The sequence below is a fragment of the Mycobacterium sp. NGS27 genome (assembly GCF_059813005.1).
Genome location: NZ_JCALDT010000001.1, coordinates 1 through 22683 on the forward strand (window position 1 = coordinate 1; position 22683 = coordinate 22683).

22 protein-coding genes are annotated in these 22683 nt (G+C 66.3%); 11 read left to right on the plus strand and 11 right to left on the minus strand.

Annotated features, from left to right (window positions below; translation table 11 throughout):
• Positions 1–24: 24 nt before the first annotated feature.
• From AC5Y30_RS00005 to AC5Y30_RS00025, 5 genes are read right to left on the minus strand one after another with little or no spacing between them, the layout of a single operon-like run.
• Positions 25–1521 carry a class I adenylate-forming enzyme family protein gene (locus tag AC5Y30_RS00005; RefSeq protein ID WP_499915223.1) on the minus strand — a complete coding sequence of 499 codons (1497 nt, stop codon included), beginning with the start codon at positions 1519–1521 and terminating at the stop codon, positions 25–27.
• A complete protein-coding gene (locus AC5Y30_RS00010) occupies positions 1518–2453 on the minus strand; it encodes an acyl-CoA dehydrogenase family protein (RefSeq protein ID WP_499915225.1) in 936 nt (311 codons plus the stop codon). The genes AC5Y30_RS00005 and AC5Y30_RS00010 overlap by 4 nt, the downstream gene beginning before the upstream one ends.
• Positions 2450–3607 (minus strand): acyl-CoA dehydrogenase family protein, encoded by a 1158-nt coding sequence (locus tag AC5Y30_RS00015; RefSeq protein WP_499915226.1) that lies wholly within the window; start codon positions 3605–3607, stop codon positions 2450–2452. The genes AC5Y30_RS00010 and AC5Y30_RS00015 overlap by 4 nt, the downstream gene beginning before the upstream one ends.
• On the minus strand, positions 3604–4710 hold the full coding sequence (locus tag AC5Y30_RS00020; RefSeq protein WP_499915228.1) for an acyl-CoA dehydrogenase family protein: 1107 nt from the start codon (positions 4708–4710) through the stop codon (positions 3604–3606). Before AC5Y30_RS00020 ends, AC5Y30_RS00015 begins: the two co-directional genes overlap by 4 nt.
• Positions 4711–4759: 49 nt before the next feature.
• Positions 4760–5830, minus strand: coding sequence for an acyl-CoA dehydrogenase family protein (locus AC5Y30_RS00025; protein WP_499915230.1), 1071 nt, complete (start codon positions 5828–5830; stop codon positions 4760–4762).
• Positions 5831–5906: 76 nt separating this feature from the next.
• Here AC5Y30_RS00025 and AC5Y30_RS00030 point away from each other — a divergent pair, with 76 nt between their 5' ends.
• On the plus strand, positions 5907–6779 hold the full coding sequence (locus tag AC5Y30_RS00030) for an LLM class flavin-dependent oxidoreductase (protein WP_499915232.1): 873 nt from the start codon (positions 5907–5909) through the stop codon (positions 6777–6779).
• Here the strand turns inward: AC5Y30_RS00030 and AC5Y30_RS00035 are convergent.
• The gene (locus AC5Y30_RS00035; RefSeq protein ID WP_499915233.1) at positions 6745–7461 is read right to left on the minus strand and encodes an SDR family oxidoreductase; all 717 of its coding nucleotides are present in this window, start codon (positions 7459–7461) and stop codon (positions 6745–6747) included. The genes AC5Y30_RS00030 and AC5Y30_RS00035 overlap by 35 nt on opposite strands.
• Positions 7462–7480: 19 nt before the next feature.
• Positions 7481–8302: a FadR/GntR family transcriptional regulator gene (locus tag AC5Y30_RS00040; RefSeq protein ID WP_067127936.1), complete on the minus strand. Its 822-nt coding sequence runs from the start codon at positions 8300–8302 to the stop codon at positions 7481–7483.
• Positions 8303–8397: 95 nt separating this feature from the next.
• Here AC5Y30_RS00040 and AC5Y30_RS00045 point away from each other — a divergent pair, with 95 nt between their 5' ends.
• Together AC5Y30_RS00045 and AC5Y30_RS00050 are read left to right on the plus strand one after the other, a co-directional pair.
• Positions 8398–10791, plus strand: a complete 2394-nt coding sequence (locus AC5Y30_RS00045) for a CaiB/BaiF CoA-transferase family protein (RefSeq protein WP_499915235.1) — start codon at positions 8398–8400, stop codon at positions 10789–10791.
• A gap of 18 nt (positions 10792–10809) precedes the next feature.
• Positions 10810–11001: a ferredoxin gene (locus tag AC5Y30_RS00050; RefSeq protein ID WP_499915237.1), complete on the plus strand. Its 192-nt coding sequence runs from the start codon at positions 10810–10812 to the stop codon at positions 10999–11001.
• Positions 11002–11027: 26 nt separating this feature from the next.
• Here the strand turns inward: AC5Y30_RS00050 and AC5Y30_RS00055 are convergent, their stop codons facing one another.
• Complete coding sequence (locus tag AC5Y30_RS00055; protein ID WP_499915238.1) at positions 11028–12326, minus strand: cytochrome P450; 1299 nt, start codon at positions 12324–12326, stop codon at positions 11028–11030.
• A gap of 94 nt (positions 12327–12420) precedes the next feature.
• Between AC5Y30_RS00055 and AC5Y30_RS00060 the strand changes: the two genes are divergently transcribed.
• From AC5Y30_RS00060 to AC5Y30_RS00085, 6 genes are all read left to right on the plus strand, one after another.
• Positions 12421–13530, plus strand: a complete 1110-nt coding sequence (locus AC5Y30_RS00060; protein WP_499915239.1) for an aromatic ring-hydroxylating oxygenase subunit alpha — start codon at positions 12421–12423, stop codon at positions 13528–13530.
• 18 nt (positions 13531–13548) lie between these two features.
• Positions 13549–15135 carry an AMP-binding protein gene (locus AC5Y30_RS00065; RefSeq protein ID WP_499915241.1) on the plus strand — a complete coding sequence of 529 codons (1587 nt, stop codon included), beginning with the start codon at positions 13549–13551 and terminating at the stop codon, positions 15133–15135.
• 89 nt (positions 15136–15224) lie between these two features.
• The gene (locus AC5Y30_RS00070; RefSeq protein WP_499915243.1) at positions 15225–15650 is read left to right on the plus strand and encodes a nuclear transport factor 2 family protein; all 426 of its coding nucleotides are present in this window, start codon (positions 15225–15227) and stop codon (positions 15648–15650) included.
• Between the two features lie 14 nt (positions 15651–15664).
• The gene (locus tag AC5Y30_RS00075) at positions 15665–16195 is read left to right on the plus strand and encodes a MaoC family dehydratase (protein ID WP_499916670.1); all 531 of its coding nucleotides are present in this window, start codon (positions 15665–15667) and stop codon (positions 16193–16195) included.
• A complete protein-coding gene (locus AC5Y30_RS00080; RefSeq protein WP_499915245.1) occupies positions 16192–16653 on the plus strand; it encodes a MaoC/PaaZ C-terminal domain-containing protein in 462 nt (153 codons plus the stop codon). The genes AC5Y30_RS00075 and AC5Y30_RS00080 overlap by 4 nt, the downstream gene beginning before the upstream one ends.
• Positions 16646–17230, plus strand: a complete 585-nt coding sequence (locus tag AC5Y30_RS00085) for a maleylpyruvate isomerase N-terminal domain-containing protein (protein ID WP_499915246.1) — start codon at positions 16646–16648, stop codon at positions 17228–17230. The genes AC5Y30_RS00080 and AC5Y30_RS00085 overlap by 8 nt, the downstream gene beginning before the upstream one ends.
• On the opposite strand, the gene AC5Y30_RS00090 is transcribed toward AC5Y30_RS00085, so the two are convergent.
• On the minus strand, positions 17171–18637 hold the full coding sequence (locus AC5Y30_RS00090) for an aldehyde dehydrogenase (protein WP_499915248.1): 1467 nt from the start codon (positions 18635–18637) through the stop codon (positions 17171–17173). The two genes, AC5Y30_RS00085 and AC5Y30_RS00090, sit on opposite strands and share 60 nt — an antisense overlap.
• A gap of 82 nt (positions 18638–18719) precedes the next feature.
• Here AC5Y30_RS00090 and AC5Y30_RS00095 point away from each other — a divergent pair, with 82 nt between their 5' ends.
• Positions 18720–20069, plus strand: a complete 1350-nt coding sequence (locus tag AC5Y30_RS00095) for a lipocalin-like domain-containing protein (protein ID WP_499915250.1) — start codon at positions 18720–18722, stop codon at positions 20067–20069.
• Here the strand turns inward: AC5Y30_RS00095 and AC5Y30_RS00100 are convergent.
• Positions 20052–21203 (minus strand): aromatic ring-hydroxylating oxygenase subunit alpha, encoded by a 1152-nt coding sequence (locus tag AC5Y30_RS00100; RefSeq protein WP_499915251.1) that lies wholly within the window; start codon positions 21201–21203, stop codon positions 20052–20054. The genes AC5Y30_RS00095 and AC5Y30_RS00100 overlap by 18 nt on opposite strands.
• Positions 21204–21290: 87 nt before the next feature.
• Positions 21291–22127 carry a helix-turn-helix domain-containing protein gene (locus AC5Y30_RS00105; RefSeq protein ID WP_499915253.1) on the minus strand — a complete coding sequence of 279 codons (837 nt, stop codon included), beginning with the start codon at positions 22125–22127 and terminating at the stop codon, positions 21291–21293.
• Positions 22128–22211: 84 nt separating this feature from the next.
• On the opposite strand from AC5Y30_RS00105, the gene AC5Y30_RS00110 reads away from it, so the two are divergent.
• Positions 22212–22652 carry a hypothetical protein gene (locus tag AC5Y30_RS00110; RefSeq protein WP_499915255.1) on the plus strand — a complete coding sequence of 147 codons (441 nt, stop codon included), beginning with the start codon at positions 22212–22214 and terminating at the stop codon, positions 22650–22652.
• Positions 22653–22683: the final 31 nt, after the last annotated feature.

Here is a 22683-nt window from a genome sequence, read left to right on the forward strand (position 1 = left end):
TTGCGGGGCTGACAAGCCGTCCCCTCAGCCGCCCCGGGCCGCGATCATCGCCGAGCGATTGACCTTGGTTGCCGCGGTGCGGGGGATGGCGTCGACGAACTCGACGGTCTTTGGTGCCTTATAGGGGGCCAGCCGGCTCTTCGCGTACTCGATCACCTGCTGTTCGGTGACCTGCGCGCCGTCCGCGATTTGAATCACCGCGTGCACTCGGCGTCCCCACTGCCGATCAGCCAGCCCGATCACCACCACGTCGGCGATCCCGGGATGACCCGCGAGCGCCGACTCGACCTCCGCCGGAAAGACGTTGGCGCCGCCAGTGACGATCATGTCGACGCGGCGGTCGACGATGTAGAGGTAGCCGTCCGCGTCGAGGTGACCGATATCGCCGGCGGAGCGGAAGCCGTCGTCAGTTGACGGCAGCGGTGTCGCACCCCCGAGGTAGCGGGATCCCGCACTCATCGGCGCGCGCAGGTACACGTCGCCGTCCTCGCCGGGACCCAGCGGTCGTTTGTCGGCGTCCAGGATGCGGATCTCGGTATCGCGGAAGCCGCGGCCCACGCTGCCCGGGTGGGTGAGCCACTCGTCGCCGCGCAGCGCGGTGAGTCCGAGGTTCTCGGTCATGCCATACGCCGACACGATCCGCTCCGGGCTCAGGAGTTCGAACCAGGTGTGCATCAGCGACGGCGGCATCACCGCGGCGCCCTGCAAGATGAAGACGACGCTGGACAGGTCTCGCTGCCGGACGTCCGGCCGGGCCGCAATGCGCGCAAGCATGGTGGGCGTGGCGGTGAAATTGGTCACCCGAAACCGTTCGATCACATCCAACACCAGTGCGGCGTCGAACTTTTCGAGTATGACAAGGTGGTCGCCGGCAAGCAGGAAGAAAAACGTCGCAAAGCCGTTGGTGTGATACATGGGTGCCGGCACCATGATCGTCTGCGGCTGTGCCACCGGCGTCCAGTTCGACAGAAACGGCTCGCCGTGCTGAGGCGTCCACAACGACGGTGCCAAGCTCAGGATCACTTTGGGTACGCCGGTCGAACCGCTGCTGCAGATGCCGTTGACGTGCGGGGAGACGGCGGTGGGCAGCGGGCTTGCGGACTCGCCGGCCGCGCGAGTCTCCAACTCCCACCGCGTCTTTTCGTCGACCACGACGGCGGGGTCGATCACCTCACGCACCCGGTCTCGCTCCCACTCGGGAAGATCCCAGTGCATCGGGACGGGGACAGCGCCGACCTTCCAGCACCCCAGCGTCGCCAGCACCAGATGTACCGAGTTCGGAATGGCCAGTGCCACTAGCGAGCCCGCCTGCGCGCCCAGGCCGGCCAGCGCCCGGCCCCACTGGTTGGCGCGGGCATCGAGTTCGCCGAAAGTCAACGCCTCCGCGGTGCCATCGAGCGCGACAATGGTGACGCCTAAATCGTCGCGGCGTTGCTCAGCGAGCTCGTGCAATTTGGTCGCGAATGGTATTCCCTCGTCGAACGGATTGGGCGTCACCTCGGTTGCGGGGGACTCGGTCACGCCGATACCGGCCCGCTGAACAATGTCTCGAATGACCCATCCGAGACGCACGGCATGAGGCGCAACGCGAGTTCCTCGGTGCCCAGCGGCAATCGCATCAGCGGTTGGGTGTGCCGGTCGAGCACGCTCACGTCGGACTCGTCGCAGAAGCCCAAGGCTCCCAGTAACTGGTGCGACGTGCGCATCACCTGTCGTGCGGTGTCGGCGGCCTTGAGCCGAAGGATCAGGGCGTCGGCCGAATGAATCTGCGCGGCAAGCGATTCGGCGCGGCAGATGGTGAACTTAGCGAGTTCATGCAGTCCGCGGACCGCGACGGCCGCATCGGCGACGGCGAACCTGACGGCCTGAAAGTCCGCGAGCGGCTTGCCGAACTGAATCCGGGCGCGTACGTGCTCGGTGACAATCCGCAACGATTGCTGCACCGCTCCCAGAATCCGCCATGATCCCAGCACGAGATGAAGGTTAATGTCGGCGGCGGGCACGGTTGCATCGGGTGCGCTCAAGGTGGCCGGGACCAGGAACGGGCCCAGCTTGGCGCCGGTCCGCGAGGCCGGCTGAGGCCGGTACCGATTTCCGTCTAGGTCCGCCGCCACCCAGTCACCGGCCAGATCGCCATGGTCGATGCGCGGGGCCTTCGGATTGACCAGGGCAAGGCGCGCGCCATCAATGGCCAGCAGCTCCTCCACCAAGGGGTAGGGGAGCGCCGTGGCGCCGGCGGCCTGACACAGCACCGCCGCGGCCAGCAGGTCATCCGGCGCCGAGCGCACGTCGAGGTCGAACGCGCCGACATCGTGCAGCGCGACGCGCGCCGCGTCGCGGATGGCGTCGTCGGTCTCGGCGCGCAGCGCGGCCGGCGGTCCGCCCAACCGGATGAGTCGCTTGCCGGCGACTACGGCGAAATCGCTGACATCTTGTGGTAGATCGGTTTTCACCTGTGTTCTCCCAATACGTCTCGTGCCACCAGCATCCGTTGCACCTCGATGGTGCCCGACGCGACGGTCGCGGCTTGTGCGTAACGCCAGTGGTCCTCGATGGCTCCGTGCAGCGCCGCGGAACTCCCGCTGTCGAGCGCCGTCGGGCCGAGCACGTCGAACAGCAGCTCGGCGACGAGTTGGTCGCACGTCGTGGTGATGATGCGTGCGGCACTGGCGGCCGCCCCGGCCGCCGCGTCGTCCTGCAGGGATACGGCGCGATAGGCGAGCAATCGGGCGACCCGCAGATCGACGAGTGCGCGCACCCATCGGGTGCGGATTGTTTCGGGCAGCTGATCCCAGTCGTCGCCGAGTTGGGCGCGCATCCTTTCGAGCAGCGATTCACAGCGCGCGTAGCGTGCGATGCCCACTCGCTCGAAAGCCAGAGCTTCGCGCATCACCCGCCAGCCGTCGCCGACCTCGCCGAGCACGTCGCCGGGAAACGCCTGCACGTCGTCGAGGAACATCTCGTTGAGGTGGTGCGGTCCCAGCATCGACGGGATCGGCCGGACGGTGAAGCCGGCCCGGTCCATCGGAATCAAAAACAGGGTGAGCCGCTTGTTCTTTGGTGCCTCGGGGTCGGTGCACGCCGCCAACACGCACCACGATGCCATCAGCGCATACGACGTCCATACTTTCTGGCCGGTGATGCGCCACCCGTCGCCGTCGGCAACGGCGCGGGTGCGCAACGACACCAGGTCGGTTCCGGCCTCCGGCTCGGAAAAGCCCTGGCACCAGATCACATCGCCCGAGGCGATGGCCGCCAGGTGCTTGGCCTTCTGTTCGGCCGTCCCGTACCGCATCAGCGCGGGCCCGACCCAGTTGATGCCCATGTACTGCGGACCGCGCGGCTCGTGCTGTGCCCACATCTCCTCGCGCAGCACCGTCTGCTGCCAGACCGAACCACCGCCGCCACCATGCTCTTTCGGCCACGCCAGCGCCAGTAGCCCCTCGGTCGCCAGCAATTTGCAGAACGTCTCGGTGGTGGCCAGGTCCTGCGGGTTCTCGGTGCAGGCTCCCAGAAAGTCGGCCGGGATGTGGTTGGCAACCAGCTCACGCAGATGGCTGCGCAGTTGCCCTGCATCGTCGCCGAGGTCGTAATCCATTGTCGTCATCCCTTCGGCAACCCGAGCAGCCGCTCGGCGATGATGTTGCGTTGAACCTCCGATGTCCCGCCGTAAATAGTCGCGGCCAACGCGTCCTGGCGTTCGAACAGTAGATCCGGATCGGTGGCGGAAACCGGGCCCGTCACGGCCGCACTCAGTTCCCAAACACGCTGTAAGGTAAGCGATCCGAGCAACTTCATGGTGTCGGCTTCCGGACTGGGCCGTCCCGCGAGTTCGTTGCCCAAAGCGCGATATCCGGTGGCCCGCAACGCTTTAGCGTCTGCCAACAGCGAACCGAGTTCGGCATACACGTCCTGGCCCGAGTCCGCGGCGCCGGCATCACGCACCGAGGCCAGTCCGCGTTTGATCTCGACCCAGTTCATGATCCAGATCATCTGGCGTTCGTGGTGCAGCGACGACAGGGCGACATTCCAACCGCCGTTGAGCGGTCCCAGCAGATTTTCGGCAGGCACCTCGACGTCGTCAAGGAAGACCTCGCAAAAGGTTTCGTCGGAGATGGAGGCCATCCGGATGGGCTCGACCCTGACCCCGGGCGAATGCAGGTCGAGGATGAGGCAGGAGATGCCGCGGTGTTTCGGGGCTTGCGGATCCGTGCGCGCGTATAGCGTGCACCACCGCGACTCGTGTGCCTGGGTGGTCCAAATCTTGTGACCATTGACCCGGAACACGTCCCCGTCGCGCTCGGCACGGGTTCGCAGACCGGCGAAATCCGACCCGGCTTCGGGCTCGGACATGCCCAGCGCCCACCACTCGTCGCCGCGCAGCAGCGGAACGAGCAGACGCTCGATCTGGGCGGGCGTGCCGAACTGGCGAATGCCGGGAGCGGCGACGTTGGGTCCGGCGATGTTGGGCAGCTTGGGCGCCGACCGCATAGCCGCCTCGATCCGGACTTCCATGGCGTCGCGCAAGCCCAGCGATCGGCCGCCGTGCTCGCGTGGCCAGGTCGGCTGCAGCCATCCGGCCTCGAACGAGGCGCGCTGGTACTGGCGCCGCAACCCGAGATCCCATCGGTACTGCCGGTAGTTCGCGTAGTAGTCGTGGGGCAGGAACTCCGCGAGCCAAGCGCCGAATTCCGCCACGACCGTGCTCACGGGCACCGCTCCTCCTCATCGCTGCGCTCTGCATCGTCGCCGGTGCGGCTCATGCGGCACCCCCGCAAAATCGTCGCCCCACCTCGAAGTACAGGGAGCGGCTGTCGCCCAGCATTGCGGCGCCCTGCCAGGCACGCCTGACGTACAGGTGGGCGTCGTGTTCCCAGGTCTGCCCGAGCGCGCCGTGTACCTGGACGGCGGTACGCGCACAGCCGACCGCCGCGTCGTTGGCCGCCGCCTTGGCCAGCACCGCGGCGGTCCACACTTCGGTGCGCGGCGCGGCCGGATCGGCGAGAAGGGCCGCCGCCGCATAGGTCAGGCTGCGGGCGCGTTCGACGCTGACGTAGTTGTCGGCCAGTGCGTGTTTGACGCCCTGGAACCCGCCGATCGGCTGGCCGAACTGCCGCCGTGATTTGGCGTGCTCGACCGAGCGGTGCAACGCGGCGCTCGCCACGCCGAGGAGGTCGGCGGCCGCGGCCACCCAGGGCGCCGTAAATGCCGATTCGAGGTCGACCGGTGCAATAGCGATGGGCTCGGTGTCGATTTCGACGGCGGCCAACGGCTGAGCGGGATCGGTGGATTCGGTCGCCGGCACCGCGGTTACCCCGTCACCGCAGCGGGCGACGGCCGCCACAGTGTCACCGTCGTCGGTGCGAGCCAACGTGACGACGAGCTCCGCGCGCGACAGGTTGGGGACGGCAACGGCGGTGCCGCGCAGCCGTCCCTGGGACAGGGCCATCGGCGCGCCGGGCAGTCGCGATCCCTTGGCGTGGACAGCCAGGGTGGCCACCACACCGCCGGCGATGTCGGTCAGCACCGCGTCGAGCCCACTGTTGCGCAACACGCCCGCGGCCAGTCCGACGCTGCCCAGCAAGGGAATTGGCGCAAGGGCCGCGCCGCATTCTTCGAGAACCGCGGTTAGCTCGACCGGCCCGTAGTCGCCGGCGTCAGGGGCGGCCAGCTCGGTCCAGCCGAGATCGACGACGGTCTTCCACAGGGCGCGCCAGCGCTCGGGGTCGCTGATCGCTTGGCGCGCGGCGTCCGGCGGGCACTCCGTACGTAATATGTCGCGTACGGTGTCGCGCAGCGACAGCTGCTCCGAGTTCAGTCCGACATCCATAAGACCTCTAACATAGTAAAGATAATAAACTAGCCGTGCCGTCGCAATCGCACGGATATCAACGCATAGGTGGCGCATGGCCGAGTGGTATCTGTTTCTGCCGCAGGTAAGGCTGTCGGCGGCCGCCATCGCCGACCGGGCGCGTCACGCTGAGGCCAGCGGCTTCGACGGGATCGCGTTCATCGATCACCTCGAGGCCCCGGGGCTCCCCGACGAAAGCATCTGGGAGGCAATGGGCATTGCGACCTGGGTGGCGGCCAGGACCGAGCGGCTGCGGGTCGGTCATCTGGTGCTGTGTGACGCGTTTCGGCACCCGGCCGTGCTCGCCAAACAGGCCGTCACCCTGTCGGAGGCGTCCGAGGGGAGGTTCGAGCTCGGCCTGGGATCGGGATCGTGGCCCTCCGAATTCGCGAGATTCGATGTCGGCCAACAGGATCCGCGGGCCCGAGTCGAGCAACTGGGCCGTCACCTGGATCTGATCAGGCAGTACTGGGGCGACGGCGACGAAGGATCCGGCCCGGCTGCACAAGCCCCGCGCCGCTCGTACCCGATACCGCTGGTTCTGGGTGGGAGCGGACCAAGGATGATGGAACTCGTTCGCAGACACGCAGATTGGTGGAATCTGCCGGCGAATCAGCTCGACAGGCTGACCAAGCTCGCCCCGGCCGCGGGAACGGCCAGGATGTCGATTCAGCAGATGGTGGGTTTCGTGCGGTCGGGCAGCGACCCCGACACGGTGGGCGAGGTGAGCACCCGTCGGTTCGGCAACCTGGGGTCCGGACTGGTCTGCGGCGATGCCGACGAGTTGATCGGGCACTTCCGCGGTTTGGCCGCCCAGCGGGTCGAGCGGTTCTACGTGTGGTTTGCCGACTTCGCCGCCCCGGACTCCCTGCACGAGTTCGGCGAATCGGTGATCAAGGCGTTTGCCGGCGGCGGCGGGCTTCGGTAGGCACCACCGGCGGGCGGGCGAACGGGCCCCGTTCCACGGCGGACAACCGGATCTCCGGTAGATCGACCGACGGATCGACGGTGTCCAGCCAGGCGACCGCCTCGGCGACGTCGGACACTCCGATGGCGTACATCTCGAACGGAACGTCCTGCAGCATCTCGGTGGCCACCGGTCCCGGGGTGACGATGTGCACGCTGATGCCGTCGCGGTCGACTTCGAGCGCCAGGGCTCGCGCGAACGCGTTCATGCCGGCTTTCGAGGCGGAGTACGCGGTGCGGGCCGGCATGGGCTCGTGTGCGGCGGACGACGAAATGAACACCAGTCGGGAGCCCGCGGTCATTTTCGGCAGCACCGCCGAGGTGACCACGAAACACGAATCGAGGTTGGCCGACATGATGGCCTGCCACTGCTCGAAGGTCTGCTTGCGGGCGTAGGTTCCGCCGAGCGCACCGGCGGCGTGCACAACGAGGTCGATTGTCTCCAATGCGCTTATCGCGGCGCCGAATCCGCTGGGGTCGGACGCGTCGGCCACGACGTGTCGGGCACCGATCTCCTCGGCGGCCGCGCGTAACGGGGCTTCGCGGCGCGCCGAGAGCACCACGTCATAGCCGCGTTCAACGAGCTTGCGGGCGCATCCTTTTCCGATCCCGCCGCTTCCGCCGGTGACTAATGCGGTTCGCATGACCGTCGCAGGCCGCTCGTCAGGAGTGCCGAATGTCCCGCGGCCGCGACAACGCCTGCGGGGAGAGCGCATAGATGCGTTGATCGTGCTGACCGGACAGGACGTAGGTCTGCGTGTCGGCCAGGTGGCGACCCGCGATGCGGCGGGCGCGGTCGACGTTGCCCTCGGCGATCGTCTCGGTCAGCTTGACGTGCGTGTTGAGCACCGCGCGGCGCTGGGCAAGCGACGGGTAGGTGCCACGCGACGCGCTCTCGTCGGCCCACTGCCGTTCGTGACTGCTCCAGAGTGTCTCCAGGCTTCCCACGACCGCGATGATCGTGTGATTGCCGCAGCCGCGGACGATGAGATCATGGAACTCGCGTCCGATCTCGGTGAAAAGCCTTCCGTCGTCCAAGTTTTCGGCCATTGACTCGTTGATCCGGGTGAGCTCGGGCACCAGCGTGTCCGCCCGGTCCGGCCGGCGGGCGGCCAGGGCGGCGCAGGCGGGCTCGAGTTCCTGCAATGCCATGCCGAGGTCGGCGACCTCGACGGACTCGCTCTGCAGCAACAACCCGAGCATGTAGGCGGCGCTGGTCTTCGCCGGGGCGTGGACGACGGCACCGCCGCGGTTGCCGCGCCGCACCGAGACCAGGCCTTCGGTCTCCAGGATCCGCAGGGCTTCGCGCAGCGAGACCAGGCTGACGTTGAACTGTTCGACGAGCACCTCTTGGCGCGGCAAGAGATCACCGTCCGCGAGCTCGCCGTCGATGATTTGACGGCGCAACTCGTCGGCTACGATTTCGGCGATCCGCGGCGCCGACAACCGGCGCCGGGCGTCGGGGCCAATTCCCAAGGCGGTCATCCGATCCTCGAAACGAAATGCAACACGCTGGCTTAGCTATTTTAGCAGTAATGATATAAATAGCTTCTCTGATCGCTTGCCGATCGGAAGGGCGGGTGCAATTGAGCGAGCGGTCCGAAAGCCGGCCGACACCCCTAAACGATTTGTGTGTCGTCGAGATCAGTGACCGGATAGCGGGCAGCTATTGCGGCAAGCTGCTGCGCGACGCCGGCGCGCAGGTGCACAAAATCGAACCGCCGCAAGGGGATTGGCTACGACGATTCTCCGCCAGCGGTTCCCCGATTGCGCAGGAACGCAGCGCACCGTTTTTCAGTTACCTCAACGCGGGCAAACGCAGCATGACTTTCGCACCCGGGACCCAGCGCTACCGTGACGAATTGGCCGGCGCCGACGTCGTCGTCGTGACCGGCGGGCGGGCGCGCGCCGCGGCGCTGGGCGTCGACCCGCAACAACTGCTGGAACTCTCGCCGCGGGCGATCATCGTGTCCATCTCCGACTTCGGCTGGGCCGGGCCCTACGCGGACCGGGCGGCCACCGAGTTCACCCTGCAGGCGTGGGCGGGCTCGCCCGGCTTCCGCGGCGACCCCGCCGGGCCGCCGATCTCCATCGGCGGCGATCTCGGCGAGTACATGGGCGGCGTGTTCGCCGCCTTCGGCGTGCTGGCAGTCCGCCGCCGTGTCGAGCACGGCGGTCCCGGCGAACACCTGGACCTGTCCATGCTGGAAGCCATCACCACCATGCAGAGCAGCGAATGGCTGCATTCACAGCTGCTGCGCGTCCCGCCGATCCGGCGCACCACCGAGGTGCCGTCGATCGAGCCCGCCAAGGACGGGTACGTCGGGATCACCATGGTCACCGGTCAGCAGTGGCTCGACTTCGCCGCGATGGTGGAATGTCCGCAGTTGGAGGAGATCGAACAGCTGCGGTTCCAAATCGGCCGGTGGCAATACCGGGACCTGATCCGCGAGCAGATCCACCCGTGGCTGGCCGAACGGACGGTCGCCGAAATCGTCGAACTCGGGCAGCTGTTCCGGCTGCCGATCGCCGCGCTGGGCAACGGCTCGACCATCCGGGAGCTGGATTACGTGCGCGAGCGCGAGGTCTTCACCCGCAACCCCGCCGGGTTCGATCAGCCCCGGCCGCCCTGGCTGATGTCGGTGTGTGCGCCCGCGCGCTTGGGCGATACGCCCGCTCTTGGTGAGGCCGACGGCGAATCCCCTTGGCGCCGTGTGGAACCCGAGATAGAAGGGGCGCCGAACGGGCTTCCGCTGGCCGGCGTGCGCGTCGTCGACCTGACCGCGTTCTGGGCCGGCCCCGCCGCGACCCACCTGCTGGCCGCCTTCGGCGCCGACGTCGTCAAGATCGAGTCGATTCAGCGTCCCGACGGCATCCGGTACTCGGGCGGGATGCGCACCGACGTCGACGACTGGTGGGAGTACGGCTGGGTGTTCCACGCAATGAACACCAACAAGCGTTCGGTGACACTGGATTTGGGATCCGAGCAGGGCCGTCGCCTGTTCATCGAGTTGGTCGGCCGCGCCGACGTCGTGATCGAGAATTTCTCGCCACGGGTGATGGAGCAATTCGGGCTCACCGACGACGTGCTGCGCGAAGCCAATCCGAAACTGGTGTTCGCCCGGATGCCCGCGTTCGGCGTCGAGGGGCCGTGGCGGGAACGGGTCGGGTTCGCCCCCACCATGGAACAGATCGCCGGTCTGGCCTGGGTGACCGGTCTGCCGGAATCTCCGCCGGTGACACCACGCGGGGCCTGCGACCCACTGGCCGGCGTGCACGCCGCGTTCGCCGTGCTGGCCGCCCTGAACTTCGCCGAACGCACCGGGACGGGTCAGCTGGTCGAGCTGCCGATGCTCGAAACCGTGCTCAACGCCACCGCGATTCAGGCGATCGAGTCCGAAGTCTTCGGGGTGACCCTGAGCCGCCGCGGCAACCGCGGTCACAACGCGGGCATCCAGAACATCTACCGCTGCGCCGGATCGGACGACTGGATCGCGATCACCGTGCGTGACGACGCGCAGTGGCGGGCGCTGGTGGAATCGATGGGGCGACCAGCCTGGTGCGACGACGAGGAGCTTGCCACCATCGAAGGGCGCCAGGGGCTAGCCGACGAAATCGATCGCGGGCTGGCGGATTGGTGCCGCGGGCAGCCACTTGTCCCGACGGTGGAGCGCTTGGCCGCTGCGGGTGTTCCCGCGGCGCCGGTGGTGTCACCGTCACTGGTCACCGACAACTCGCAACTGCGCGAACGCGGATTTTTCGAGGCACTGCATCACGCGAGTACCGGACTCGGCCTGTACCCCTGTCCGCCGTTCGCCCGGCTCGGCGGTCAGGACCAGTGGCTGCTGCGGCCGCCACCGAAGCTGGGCGAGCACAATGAGGAGATCCTGCGCGATCGGTGCGGGCTGACCGACGAAGAACTGACACGCCTCGCGACCGGCGGGGTGATCGGGACCCGACCCAAGGGCCTCTAGAGAAGTGGAGGGCAATCAATGCGCGTGACGGTCGACGAGAACTTGTGTGAAGCCAACGGTTTTTGCGAATCGCTTGCGCCGGAGGTGTTCGAGCTGGGCGACGCCGATGTGGTGCAGATCGCGGACGGCCCCGTGCCGCCGCGGCTGGAAATCGACGTGCGCGCCGCGGTGGACCAATGTCCGAAGGCCGCCTTGCGGTTGGTCGACTGACGGCCGCACGAGCGCCGTGCGCTGACTCAGCGCCGCTCGGTCAGCTTGATGGACATCTCGTCGTAGATCGACATGTTGGTGGCCAGGTTCGGATGGGACACCTTCGCCGGACCGATCTCGATGTCGTCGCAGCGCAGAAACAGTTCGTCGAGGACCGCGCGGAGTTCCGCCCGGGCCAGCATGGCGCCCAGGCAGTGGTGCGGGCCGCCACCCCCGAAAGCCACATGAGGATTGGGCTGCCGGCCGATGTCGAAGGTGAACGGGGACTCGAAGACCTCCTCGTCGCGGTTGGCCGAACGCAGGGTGGACACCACGCGTTCGCCCTTGGCGATGTGCTGACCGTCCATCTCGACGTCGACCTTTGCGGTGCGCGTCCAGTACGCCACCGGCGACGCCCAGCGCAACACCTCCTCGACCGCGCTGGCGCGAAGGTCTTCGCGCTCGCGATACCGTTCGATTTGCCCGGGGTTGGCGACGAACGCCTGCAACCCGATGGCCAGTGCGTTCTTGGTGGTGTCGCTGCCGGCGAACGCCAGCACAAAGAAGAAGAACTCGAGTTCGTTCTCGGGGAGGCTGAACTGCTCGCCGTCGTCACCGGTGATCACCGCGGACGCGAGCGTGCTCCAGATGTCGTCGGTGGGATTGCGCCGCTTCTCGGCGGTGAGCTCCATCGCGTACCCGAAGACCTCGCCGAAGAGTTCGAGTTCCACCTGCCCGCTCGGGCCCGCCTCGGGCGCAAGCACCTTCAGGATGCGGTCGAAGATGTCGAATATCCGTGGCCGGTCTTCCTCCGGGATGCCAATGATGTCGCCGATGACCGACATCGGTAACGCGTCGGCGACGTCCTCGATCCAGTCTCCACCGCCCTGCGCGAGCAGGCCGTCGATCATCCGCGCCGCACGCGCCCGGATGCCGTTCTCCAGCTTGGCGATCGCGCGCGGGTTGAAGGCGTTGGAGATCAGTTTCCGGCGCTTGTTCAGGTCCGGCGGGTCCAGCGTGATGATCGTCGGGAACGACGAGAACATGGCGACTGGCTGAATGAGTGGGCCGTCGGCCGCGGTGAACGACTCGGTGTCGCGGTGCAGGCGGACCGCGTGACGGTGTTTGGTGGCCACCCAGAACTGACGCTGGACGGTGTCGACGACGCCCGGTGTCAGATCGTGCCGAAAAAGCGGCCTGGTGCGCCGCAGCTCGGCGAACAGCTCATCGGGAAAACCATTACGCCACAAGGCGAAATCGGAAAGGTCCACTGCAGCGGCCGTCATGCGAACCCCCATCGGCTCAGGCGTCACGCGGCGACCCGCCGGTGCCGCGTTGACGTTCAATGCTTAAAATAGTAAAAATAGACTTTAGTCGTCGAAACGCGGTGAGGTAAGAGCGGCCCATGATGCGCCCGGCCGCGTGGGAAACGGAGTTCTCGTGACGAATACGATTCCAGAATCAGACCCGTCAGAACGGGAGTTCGGGCAGGCCGGCATCGCGCTGTCGGCCTACCGCTTCCCGACGGGCTGGTTCATCGTCGCCTTTGGAACCGATCTGGCTCCCGGCCAGGTCAGGCGCGCGCACTACTTCGGTGAGGAACTGGTGCTGTTCCGCACCGAGTCGGGCCAGGTCCACGTGATGGAGGCCTACTGCCAGCACCTCGGCGCGAACCTCGGGGTCGGCGGCACGGTGGAAGGCGAGAACATCGTCTGCCCGTGGCATGGCTGGCAGTGGCGCGGCGACGGTACGAACGCGCTGATTCCCTACAGCAAGATCGGCTGCAAGAACAACGTCCGCATCCGGACCTACCCGAGCATGGAGTGGTACGGCTTCATCCTGGCCTGGCACGAGCGGCACGGACGGGCGCCCTACTGGCAGCCGCCGGTGCTGCCGGAATTGGAAACCAACGAGTACTACCCGCTGCACCCGCACACCCAAATGCTCAACCGGGTCAAGGTGCATCCGCAGATGATCATCGAAAACGCGGCTGACCCCTACCACGTTCAGTACGTGCACAAGGCCGCCAATCCGGCCACTACGGCGTCATTCGAGGTGGCCGGCTATCACCTGCACGCCACCGTCAACGCCCATTTCGGCGGGGGACGGGCGCAGACGTGGCTGACCCCGAACGGCCCGGTCGACGCCAAGATCATCTACGACAACTACTCGCTGGGCCTCGGCGTGGTGCGCTTTCCCAGCGAACTGGTTGCCACCGTGCAGGTCACCGGCCAGACGCCGGTCGACGAGGATTACACCGACTACTTCTACACCCAAGCTTCCGTACGTGAACCCGGCGACGGCGGTGACGTGCCCACCGGACGTGCCGCCCGGTTCCTGGCGCTGCAGCAAGAGGTCATCAAACAGGACTTCTTCACCTGGGAGAACATGAAATACCTGGAGAAGCCGAATCTGGCTCCCGAAGAAGCGCACGACTACGCGGCCCTGCGGCGCTGGGCGCACCGCTTCTACCCGGGTGAGGAGCCGTCGCCCTCCGACTTCGGTTACAGCGCCGACGGTGAGCCCGACCCCGCGGCCGCCAAAGCTTGATCAGAGCCAGACACCTCGATGTGCGCTGACCGCAGCGGGCCCGCACGGCCCTCCGATTTCGGCGTCGACAGTTTCACCGTGCCGGCCGTGCTCGATCGCCGCGCGCGGCAGCACCCCGATCGGGTGATGATGTCCATCGCCGGTGTCGACGTGACCTTCGAGCAGATGCGGCAGCGGTCCTGTGCGGCGGCAAACATGTTGGCCGGCTTGGGTGTCGGGCGCGGAGACCGCGTCGCGCTGTTCACCGGCACGTGTCCGGAGTGGGTGTACTTCTGGCTGGGCGCCGCGCGGATCGGGGCGGTGAGCGCGGCGGTCAATGCCGCGAACAAGGGCGACTTCCTGCTGCACGCCCTTCGGCTGTCGCAGGCCAAGGTGATGTTGACCGACGCCGAACGCCAGTCCCGCGCCGTCGAGGTTGCCGACGCGGCAGAATCTCTGACAAACATTGTGGTGCAGGGTGATTCACTGACGGAGGCGCTGGCTCGGAACGCAGAAGGCGCAGCCACCGACGCCCCCGGAGATCCGGGCGACCTTGGCTGCTTGTTCTACACGTCAGGAACCACCGGCCCATCCAAAGCAGTCGCCACGACATGGCACTACCTGTTTTCGGTGGCCGCAACCGTCGCGTCGGCCTGGGAATTTCGCGAGGGCGAAGTGCTGTGGACGGCGATGCCGCTATTTCACCTCAGCGCGGCGCCCAGCATCCTGGCGCCCATGCTGGTAGGTGCGACGACGGTGCTGGCCGGGGCTTTTCACCCGGGCGAGGTGTGGGATGACATACGCGCCCACGGTGCCGTCGGATTCGCCGGCGCCGGGGCGATGGTTTCGATGCTGCAGAGTCTTCCCGCGGATCCGGACGACGCACGGCTACCGCTGCGGTTCATTTCCGCCGCCCCGATCGACGCGAAGTCCCACCGCGACATCGAAAAGCGCTACGGCTGCCGCATCGTCACGATGTACGGGCTCACCGAGGCGTTCCCCATCGCGGTCAAGGCGCTGGCCGACGCCGGGGTTCCCGGTACGTCGGGTCGGCCCAATCCCGATTTCGACGTGCGGATCCTCGACGAACAAGGAAACCCGCTACCCGCCGACAGCGTGGGTGAGATCGCCTGCCGGCCCAGGCATCCGCACGTGATGAGCGAGGGTTACGTGGAGGCGGACTCGCGAATAAGGCCGCATCCGGAATGGTTTCGCACCGGCGATCTCGGGCGCCTCGATTGCGATCAGAATCTGACATTTGTCGACCGTGCCAAGGATGCGCTGCGCCGCCGCGGCGAAAACATCTCTTCGGTCGAAGTGGAGCGCGTCGTCATGTGCCATCCCGCGGTTGCGGAGGCCGCCGCGGTCGGCGTGCCCAGCGAACTGGGTGAGGACGATGTACTGGTGGTCGTTACGTTGCGACCAGGCACCACACTGGATTTCGTGGAGTTGCTCGACTTCTGCGCGTCACGCATGCCGTATTTCTGTGTGCCGCGATTCGTGGAGACCGTTGGCGAACTCCCGAAAAATGCGATCGGCCGGATACGCAAAGACTTATTGCGCGAACGGGGCGTCAATCCGACTACGTGGGATCGTGAAAAGAGTGGGTATGTCGTTAGCCGTTAGGTTCCGATAGTGTCGCTAGTAGTCGATGAGTTGTCTCAGTGTTCCGTCAGCCGTTGTTGGCAGTCATTTCCGAGAGAGGCTGAAAAGCGATGACCATGACTTATCAGGAACAGCAAATGCTCCAAGCGGCCACCGGACGCGGCGCCATCCTGGATTTGGATGCCCGGCACAATCGGGCCTATTCCGACGGTGACCGTGACCGCTGGATCGCCACCTTCCGCCACTCCGGCGCCAGCTACACCCGCGACGGCGAGCTGTTCAACGACCTGCGTTCGGCCTTCGACGGTGGCGATGGCCAGCGACTGATCACGGTCGATCACGAAATCCAGGTCGACGGCGTCAACGCGACTCAGCATTGCGTCGCCGTGCTTTTCGCAGCCCTTTATGGCGACACCGTGCTGCGCGCCACCGGGATATTCCGTGACACGCTGATCTACGAGCGGGGCGGCTGGTATTTCACTTCCCGCATGTTGCAGTGGGATTCGGTGCCAAGTCGGCACCCGCTCGTCATGTGAGCGGCGCCGATTACGTGGATCGGGATTTCGGTGAGCGGCTGGCCTTCGGCACGTACGACGACGCGCTGCGGATGGTCGGCGCGAAAGGCGAGCCCCGCACCGCAGCCACCGCGGTCAGCGCCGCGCGCATCCAGCTGTTCGCCGCGATGGTCCGCGACGCCAATCGCTCGTATTGGGATCCCGATTTCGCGCGCCTGCATTGGGGTGGCCTGCTGGCGCCGCCGGCGCTGTTGATGGGCTGGCTGGTCGCACCGCCATGGCAACCGGGAGGTAGGAGGGCGGCTTCCTTGATCGCCCTGCGGGTGCCGCTGCCCGGCACCACAATCATCAACGCGGCCAACGAGGTTGAGTTTCCACAACCCATCGTCGAGGGCGACGTGCTGACCGTCGTCGACGAGCTGGTTTCGGTGTCGCCGGAGAAGCGGACACGGCTGGGCGTCGGCCATTTCGTCGAGACGCTGGAGACCTATCGCCGCCAGGATCAGACCGTGGTGGCCACTTGTCGCAATACCTTGTTCCGGTTCACTCCGAAAGCGTCCACGTGAGCGCCGACGGCCTGGAGTGGCACCAGATCACCGTTCCGGTCGACCTGCCCGAGGTGATCGACCACATCAGCTACCAGCGGGTGGTGGAGAACGCCGGAGCGACGTGGGACTATTTCCCCGGCCATTTCGATCCGGAATACGCTGCGGCTCAGGGGAACCCGACAATCTACGTCAACACGATGCACCTGGCCGGATTCGCCGACCGCATCGCGACGGACTGGGCTGGCCCGCGCTCGCGCGTGGTGCGGCGGTCCATGCGGCTCGCCGGGTCGGTGTATGCCGGCGACACGATGATCGGCCGGGGCCGGGCCGTGGCGAAGCGCCGGGACACCTCGGTCGACCCTCCGCGCTGCTTGGTCGACGTCGAGATTCAGGTCACCAATCAGCATGGCGCGCTGTGCTGTCCCGTCGAGCTGACCTTGCACGTGCCCGACTCCCCGCGCGACGGCGATGGATGACGCCGGCGAACTGCATTTGGCGGTGTGCCGTCGCTTCGGCGCGGCGGTCGCCGCGGCGAACGGCAAGTGGGACCGTCCGTCGCCGTGCGATGCGTGGGACGCGCGGGGAGTGCTCGAGCACGTCATCGGGTTCCATGACGTTCTTCTATTGCGTCCCTTGGGATTGAAGCCCGACCGGCCACGCGATGATCCTCGGGCGCGGTGGCAACTCACCTACGACTCGCTGGCGAAGGCCCTCGGGTGCGGCGGAGCGACGCAGCTCGATGCCTACAGGTTGATGCCGAACCTGACCCGTGACGTCCTGGTGCATACCTGGGACCTCGCCCGCGCGGTGGGCGCCGACGACGGCGTGGACCCCTCGTGGTGCGAAATGTTCTGCGCCGCTCTCCCGGAGGACCTTCAGGCGTTGGCCGCATCGGGGATGTTCGGTGCGCCAGTCGTGATCGGCGACAGAAATGGTGCGCAGGCAACGCTTTTGGCGCGGCTTGGCCGCGACCCGCGGTGGCGAGCGGAAACCTTATACGGGCGGCAGCTGACCTTTGCAGATCAGCGTCTGCAGCTCGACATACTCATCTAGCCCCTCCGGTCCGAACTCGCGCCCGATGCCGGACTGCTTGAACCCGCCGAACGGTGCACCGATGTCCAGGGTGTACATGTTGATGCCATAGGTCCCGGTGCGGACGGCGGCCGCGACCTCAAGGCCGTGCTGGATGTCGGCGGTCCACACCGAACCGGCCAGGCCGTAATCGGTCTCGTTGGCGATGCGGACCGCGTCGTCTTCGTCACGGTAGCGAAGCACGGTCAGCACGGGACCGAAAATCTCCTCGCGGGCGATGCGCATGTCGTTGGTGGCGTCGGTGAACAGCGTCGGCTGTACATACCAGCCCCGCTCGGAAGGGCTCTGTTCGCCACCGAGCACAACGCGGGCGCCTTCGCTGCGGCCCGACTTGATGTAGTCCTGGACGCGGCGCTGTTGGCGTTGGGCCACAAGCGGTCCGATGTCCGTGGCGTCGTCGGCCGGGTCACCGACATTCAGCGCGGACATCATGTCGGCCAGCGCGTCGACGACCTCGTCATGCTTGCGGTCGCTGACCAGAATCCGGGTCTGCGCGACGCACGCCTGGCCATTGTTCATCAGCCCGGCGGACTTCAGGCCCGCCACCGTCTTACCGATGTCGGCGTCGTCGAGAATGATCGCCGCCGACTTGCCGCCCAGCTCCAAGCTCACCCGCTTGAGCTGCTCGCCGCACAGCGCGGCGATCCGGCGGCCGACAGCACTGGACCCGGTGAACGCGATCTTGTCCACGCCGGGATGGCGCACCAGCGCCTCACCGATCTCGGGGCCGCCCGGCAGCACCGACACCACGCCTTCGGGTAGCCCGATCTCCTCGATCATCTCGGCCAACCACAAAGCGTCCAAAGGGGTTTCGGGTGCGGGTTTGATGATGACCGTGCAGCCGGCGATCAGCGCCGGGATCAGCTTGGGCATGATCAAGAACTGCGGCACGTTCCACGGTACGATCGCGCCGACCACCCCGACTGGGGCCCTGCGCAGATGTACTTCGCCGAGCACACCTTGGCGACGTTCCTCCCACGGGAACTCGCGCGCGGCGGCCAGCGAGAGGTGGATCAGCGCTACGGCGGCCGCCCCCTGGCCCATCCGGCTGAAGCTGCGCGGCGACCCCATCTCGTCGGTGATGAGGTCGGCCATTTCGTCGGCATGGCCGGCGTAGATCCCGGCGAGCTGCTCGACTTTGGCCATTCGATCGGCATGGCTCATCCGTGGCCACGGACCGTGATCGAACGCGTGCCGTGCGGCGGCGACGGCGGCCTCGACGTCGTCGGGGCCCGCGACCTGGACATGCCCGACCGGCTCTTCGGAGTGCGGCGAGATCACCGAGAGCTGCTGGGGATTGGCGGGCTTGCGCCACTGGCCCCCGATGAACAGCTCGTTATAGGAGCGATGGCCGGAAGTCTCTGTCATCGGGGCACTTCCTCAGGGATCGGGCCGTGGCCGTAATTTCGCTATTCACGCTAACATAGCGAAAAAAGCAGCGAGGCCCTCTATGACCAGCGATTGGCGCAGTTACCCGTTTCAATTGGTGCCCGGCGACGGCCAGTTGGAGTTCCCCGCCGCCGAGGGCGAACACCCCGACCAGGAGTCGGACACCTGGTTCATCGCCGGGCAACTCGACTCCGCCCAGGCCGATCGGTCGTTCGCCTTCCTGACCATCTTCAACAAGAACCGGCCCGGGGGAACGGTCGTCGCAGACTTCTACACGATGGCGCTGTTCGACCTCGACACCGGTGAATACGGCACCTTCACCGATTACGACATGCCGCCTGCCAACATGGAGCCCGGCGCCCAGCGCAAGCTGACGATGGCGGTGGGCCATCTCGACATCAACTACCACAGCAGCGCGGGAACCGCGTCGTGGACGACCAGTCGCAACGGCGATGGCGAACTGCTGCCCTACACCTACCGGGTCAGCCTGGTCGGAAAGGATCAGTCCGGGCGGCCCATGCGACTTGATCTGGCCGTAACCCCAACGCGCGCACCGACACCAGTTGGTGCATCGACCTATAACGGAAAAATCGTCTGTTTCGGTCAAAGCGATACCTACTCCTATTTCCAGACCGGCATGGCGATGGCCGGCACTCTGCGCTGGGGGAACGTGGTCGAGCAGGTGTCCGGCACCAGTGGGCACGTCGATCGGCAGTGGTTCCCCAAATACGCCGGCGGCGGGGGATCCGCGGGAGACCCGCGGGCCCGGTCACACGAATGGCGCACGATCAATTTCGACAACGGGGTGGACCTGAGCATCTGGCGGCAGTTCGACCGCAAAGACGGCAATGCGCTGCAGCCGTTCACCGGTGTCACGACGAGCTACCCGGACCCCGCGATCCCGCCGGAGTGTGCCGAAGACATCGAGGTCACGGTCAGCAGCTATGTGCGGTGGCCCGAGGCCATCCGGCCCCTGGTGCGGCCTCTCGCGCCGGCCCGGTACATGCCCGACCGGCACCGGATCACCTGCCCCACACTGCAATTGGATCTCATCGGCGAGCCGCTGGTGGCGGCCCCGGCCCACGGGTTGCCGATCGAGTACATGGAGGGCCCCTATCGCTACCACGGGACCATGTGGGGAAAGCCGGTGACGGGCTTCGCGTTCAATGAACGATCGCTGGCGCTGTACCGGGATTGGGAACTCGTCGAGGTGCTGTCCACGACTGTCGGGAGCCTGGCACCGCCGGAGCCCGAGCTGCAGGCGATGGTGGATCGGGTCGCGCCGCTGGTGGCGGCGGGCCGGCGCAAGGACGCCGTCGAACTGCTGTCCAACGTGGCGTCTGCCGAAAACCACACGCTGGCACAGCTTCTCGACGATCTGATCGCGGTCCTGTCAGCCGGGGTCAGCTGACCGCGACAGCGCCCGGTCCCACGTGATGTGGCGATGCTGCAACCCGGGTTCGTTGCGGCCGAAGACCAAGTGGTCTCGGACCCCGGACTCGAGATTGGCCTGCAGCCCCTCGACCAGCCGGTAATCCTCGTCGCGCACGGTGGCGTGCGCGTACTCGAAGACGGCTTGGGCGCCGGCGGCCACCGACTCATCGGCGAGGTCCTGCGGTGTTGCGTTCTGGTGGACGGTGATTGAGCTACCGGGCCGATCCCCGGGGTAGACCCGGAACAGCTCGCCGTTGGCGATGGTCACCGATAGCACGATGTTGGGGAACAGCGCATAGATCACCACCATGTTGTGGAACGGATTCCATTGATCCTCGGGCACATCGTCGAGCTCCAGAATGGTGTTCAGCGGGAAGATCAGCCGGTGATGCGGCCCATAGGAGTCGAACACCGTGCAGTTGCTGCGCGCAATCGTGGCGAACGTCTGCTGATGCACGGTGGCGAAGTGGTAGTTCTCGGCGAACGTGTCGATCGCCAATTTCCAGTTGATGGGGGAGTCCAATACCTTTTCGCCCAGCGGTGACCAGCGCCCGATGCCCCACGAGTCGAGTTCCTCCGCGAGCGGGCCCAAGTGTGCCGCCACATCCAACGTCGATTCGGGATTCAATGCCACCCAAAGGAATCCGGCGAACTCGGTGGCCGGGAGTTCGGTCAGACCATCGGACTTGACCGTCACTTCTGGGAAACCCTCTCGCCCGGGAACTGCCACCAGGCGACCTGTGTTGTCGTATGTCCAGGCGTGGTATGGGCAGGTGAACCGCTTTGCGGTGCCGCATCCCGTCGCCACCTGCGACTGGCGGTGCAAGCACACGTTGCTGAACGCCTTGACCGTTCCCGCTGATGTTCTGGTCAGCAGAATGGACCGCCCCATCACCGTTTTCGTGCAATACGAACCCGGAGTGGGAAGTTCCGAGACGTAGCCGACCAACTGCGGGCTGGCCAGCAGCATGGCCCGATCCCGGTGGTGCCGCTCGAGACTGGTGTAGTCACGCGCGTCGACCGTGTGCTGGGCCGGAGCGAGATCGGTCGCCTTGTCCCGCGCCAACTTCAACGCGCGCCGTGTCAGGTCGATGAGCTGGTCGTGATCCATCTGATCTCCGATTGCAGTCAAGCGCTCTCGATAACTTTACTAACTTTATAGTGACAATAAAATAAGGCCAACCGCAGTCCCGGCGCGTCAGCGGGACCCGAGGAAGGGCAGCACCTGGGGGTATCGCCGCGCGATCGCGCGCACACGCTGATCGCTGTCGAGGTTGTGCAGGTAATCGGCGGTGGCAGGGTCAGCAGGGAAGAACGACTCGATGATCAGGCTCTCCACCGAAATGTCGAGCGGGCTACCGAAGGTCGCGATGGTGCTGACGAACCGGAGCTCGGTTTCGTCCAGGGTGACCATTCGAAACGGCACGTACAGCTCGCCAGTCCGCTCGCCGCGCTGGACTCCCCGGGGCGCCGGATAACTCGACAGCTCCTCGTAGAGACGGCGGATGTCGGGTGCCGCCGTGGCCTGCGCGTGCCGGCGAACCCGACCGATGATCGCCGAGTGCACCTCGGCGCGGTTGAGTAGTCGCTGCGCCAATCCCTGCGGATGCAGGCACAATTTCATGACGTTGATCGGCGGGCGCAGCAACTCCGGGTCAACGCCCTCGGCGAGCACGACGCAACCGACATTTCCGGCTATCAGGTTCCAGCACGCATCGGTGACGATGGCCGGATACGGGGCATGGCCGGCCAGCACCGAGTCGACGGCCGCCTTCACGGGCCTCATCCGTTCGGCATCCAGGGTGTGCTCGCCGAACACGGGTGCGTAGCCGCCGTCGAGCAGCAGTCGGTTGCGCGCGGCGAGCGGAAGATCCAGCGACTCGCCGATGCGCAACAACAGGGCCCGGCTGGGATTGGCCCTGCCGGTCTCGACGAAGCTGAGGTGGCGAGGCGAGACACCGACCTGATGCGCTAGTTCCATCTGGCTCAATCGCCGGCGAGTGCGCCACTCGCGCACCGCTATCCCCGCGGACATCTTTCGAACCTAACGCGTGCGCGAAGGTGAACCACTACCTCGAAGGTAATCGACACACTTACGTCGGCGGCGAAAACTGCAGTTATGAACACCACACTGACACGCACATCGCCGCCGCAACCCAGGGTTCTGCGCCGGGCATTCACCGCGGCCGCGGTCGGGCGGATCCTGTTGGGCGCCACCGCATTTGCCTACCCAGCTTCTCAGACTCGCATGAACGGCGTGCCCGACCACATGCTGTCCACGGAGCTCAAGTATTTGATCCGCATTTTCGGCGCCCGCGCCCTGGCGCTTGGTGTCGGCTATCTCGGTAGTGACGAGCCCAACCGCCGGCGTTGGCAACGGATCGGCCTGATGGTGGACACGCTCGACAACGTCAACGCCCTGGTGGAGCTGAGACGCCTCAAGCGTGGCGACCCCAAGATTCGGTCGCTGCTGAGCCTGATGGCGGTGACCGGTCCCTATGCGGTGTTGGGCGCGGCGGGCGCGCTTCAGCGCCGATGTGGCACTGTGACGCACCTGTGACCCGTGTGATCAATGTGGTATCTGAGGTGTT

Coding starts and splice junctions, on each gene's coding strand:
- AC5Y30_RS00030 (WP_499915232.1), top strand. CDS start 5,907: ATGGCCGAGTGGTATCTGTTTCTGCCGCAGGTAAGGCTGTCGGCGGCC.
- AC5Y30_RS00040 (WP_067127936.1), bottom strand. CDS start 8,302: ATGACCGCCTTGGGAATTGGCCCCGACGCCCGGCGCCGGTTGTCGGCG.
- AC5Y30_RS00085 (WP_499915246.1), top strand. CDS start 16,646: ATGGATGACGCCGGCGAACTGCATTTGGCGGTGTGCCGTCGCTTCGGC.
- AC5Y30_RS00110 (WP_499915255.1), top strand. CDS start 22,212: ATGAACACCACACTGACACGCACATCGCCGCCGCAACCCAGGGTTCTG.
- AC5Y30_RS00105 (WP_499915253.1), bottom strand. CDS start 22,127: ATGTCCGCGGGGATAGCGGTGCGCGAGTGGCGCACTCGCCGGCGATTG.
- AC5Y30_RS00015 (WP_499915226.1), bottom strand. CDS start 3,607: ATGACGACAATGGATTACGACCTCGGCGACGATGCAGGGCAACTGCGC.
- AC5Y30_RS00035 (WP_499915233.1), bottom strand. CDS start 7,461: ATGCGAACCGCATTAGTCACCGGCGGAAGCGGCGGGATCGGAAAAGGA.
- AC5Y30_RS00065 (WP_499915241.1), top strand. CDS start 13,549: ATGTGCGCTGACCGCAGCGGGCCCGCACGGCCCTCCGATTTCGGCGTC.
- AC5Y30_RS00025 (WP_499915230.1), bottom strand. CDS start 5,830: ATGGATGTCGGACTGAACTCGGAGCAGCTGTCGCTGCGCGACACCGTA.
- AC5Y30_RS00100 (WP_499915251.1), bottom strand. CDS start 21,203: ATGGATCACGACCAGCTCATCGACCTGACACGGCGCGCGTTGAAGTTG.
- AC5Y30_RS00095 (WP_499915250.1), top strand. CDS start 18,720: ATGACCAGCGATTGGCGCAGTTACCCGTTTCAATTGGTGCCCGGCGAC.
- AC5Y30_RS00090 (WP_499915248.1), bottom strand. CDS start 18,637: ATGACAGAGACTTCCGGCCATCGCTCCTATAACGAGCTGTTCATCGGG.
- AC5Y30_RS00050 (WP_499915237.1), top strand. CDS start 10,810: ATGCGCGTGACGGTCGACGAGAACTTGTGTGAAGCCAACGGTTTTTGC.
- AC5Y30_RS00070 (WP_499915243.1), top strand. CDS start 15,225: ATGACCATGACTTATCAGGAACAGCAAATGCTCCAAGCGGCCACCGGA.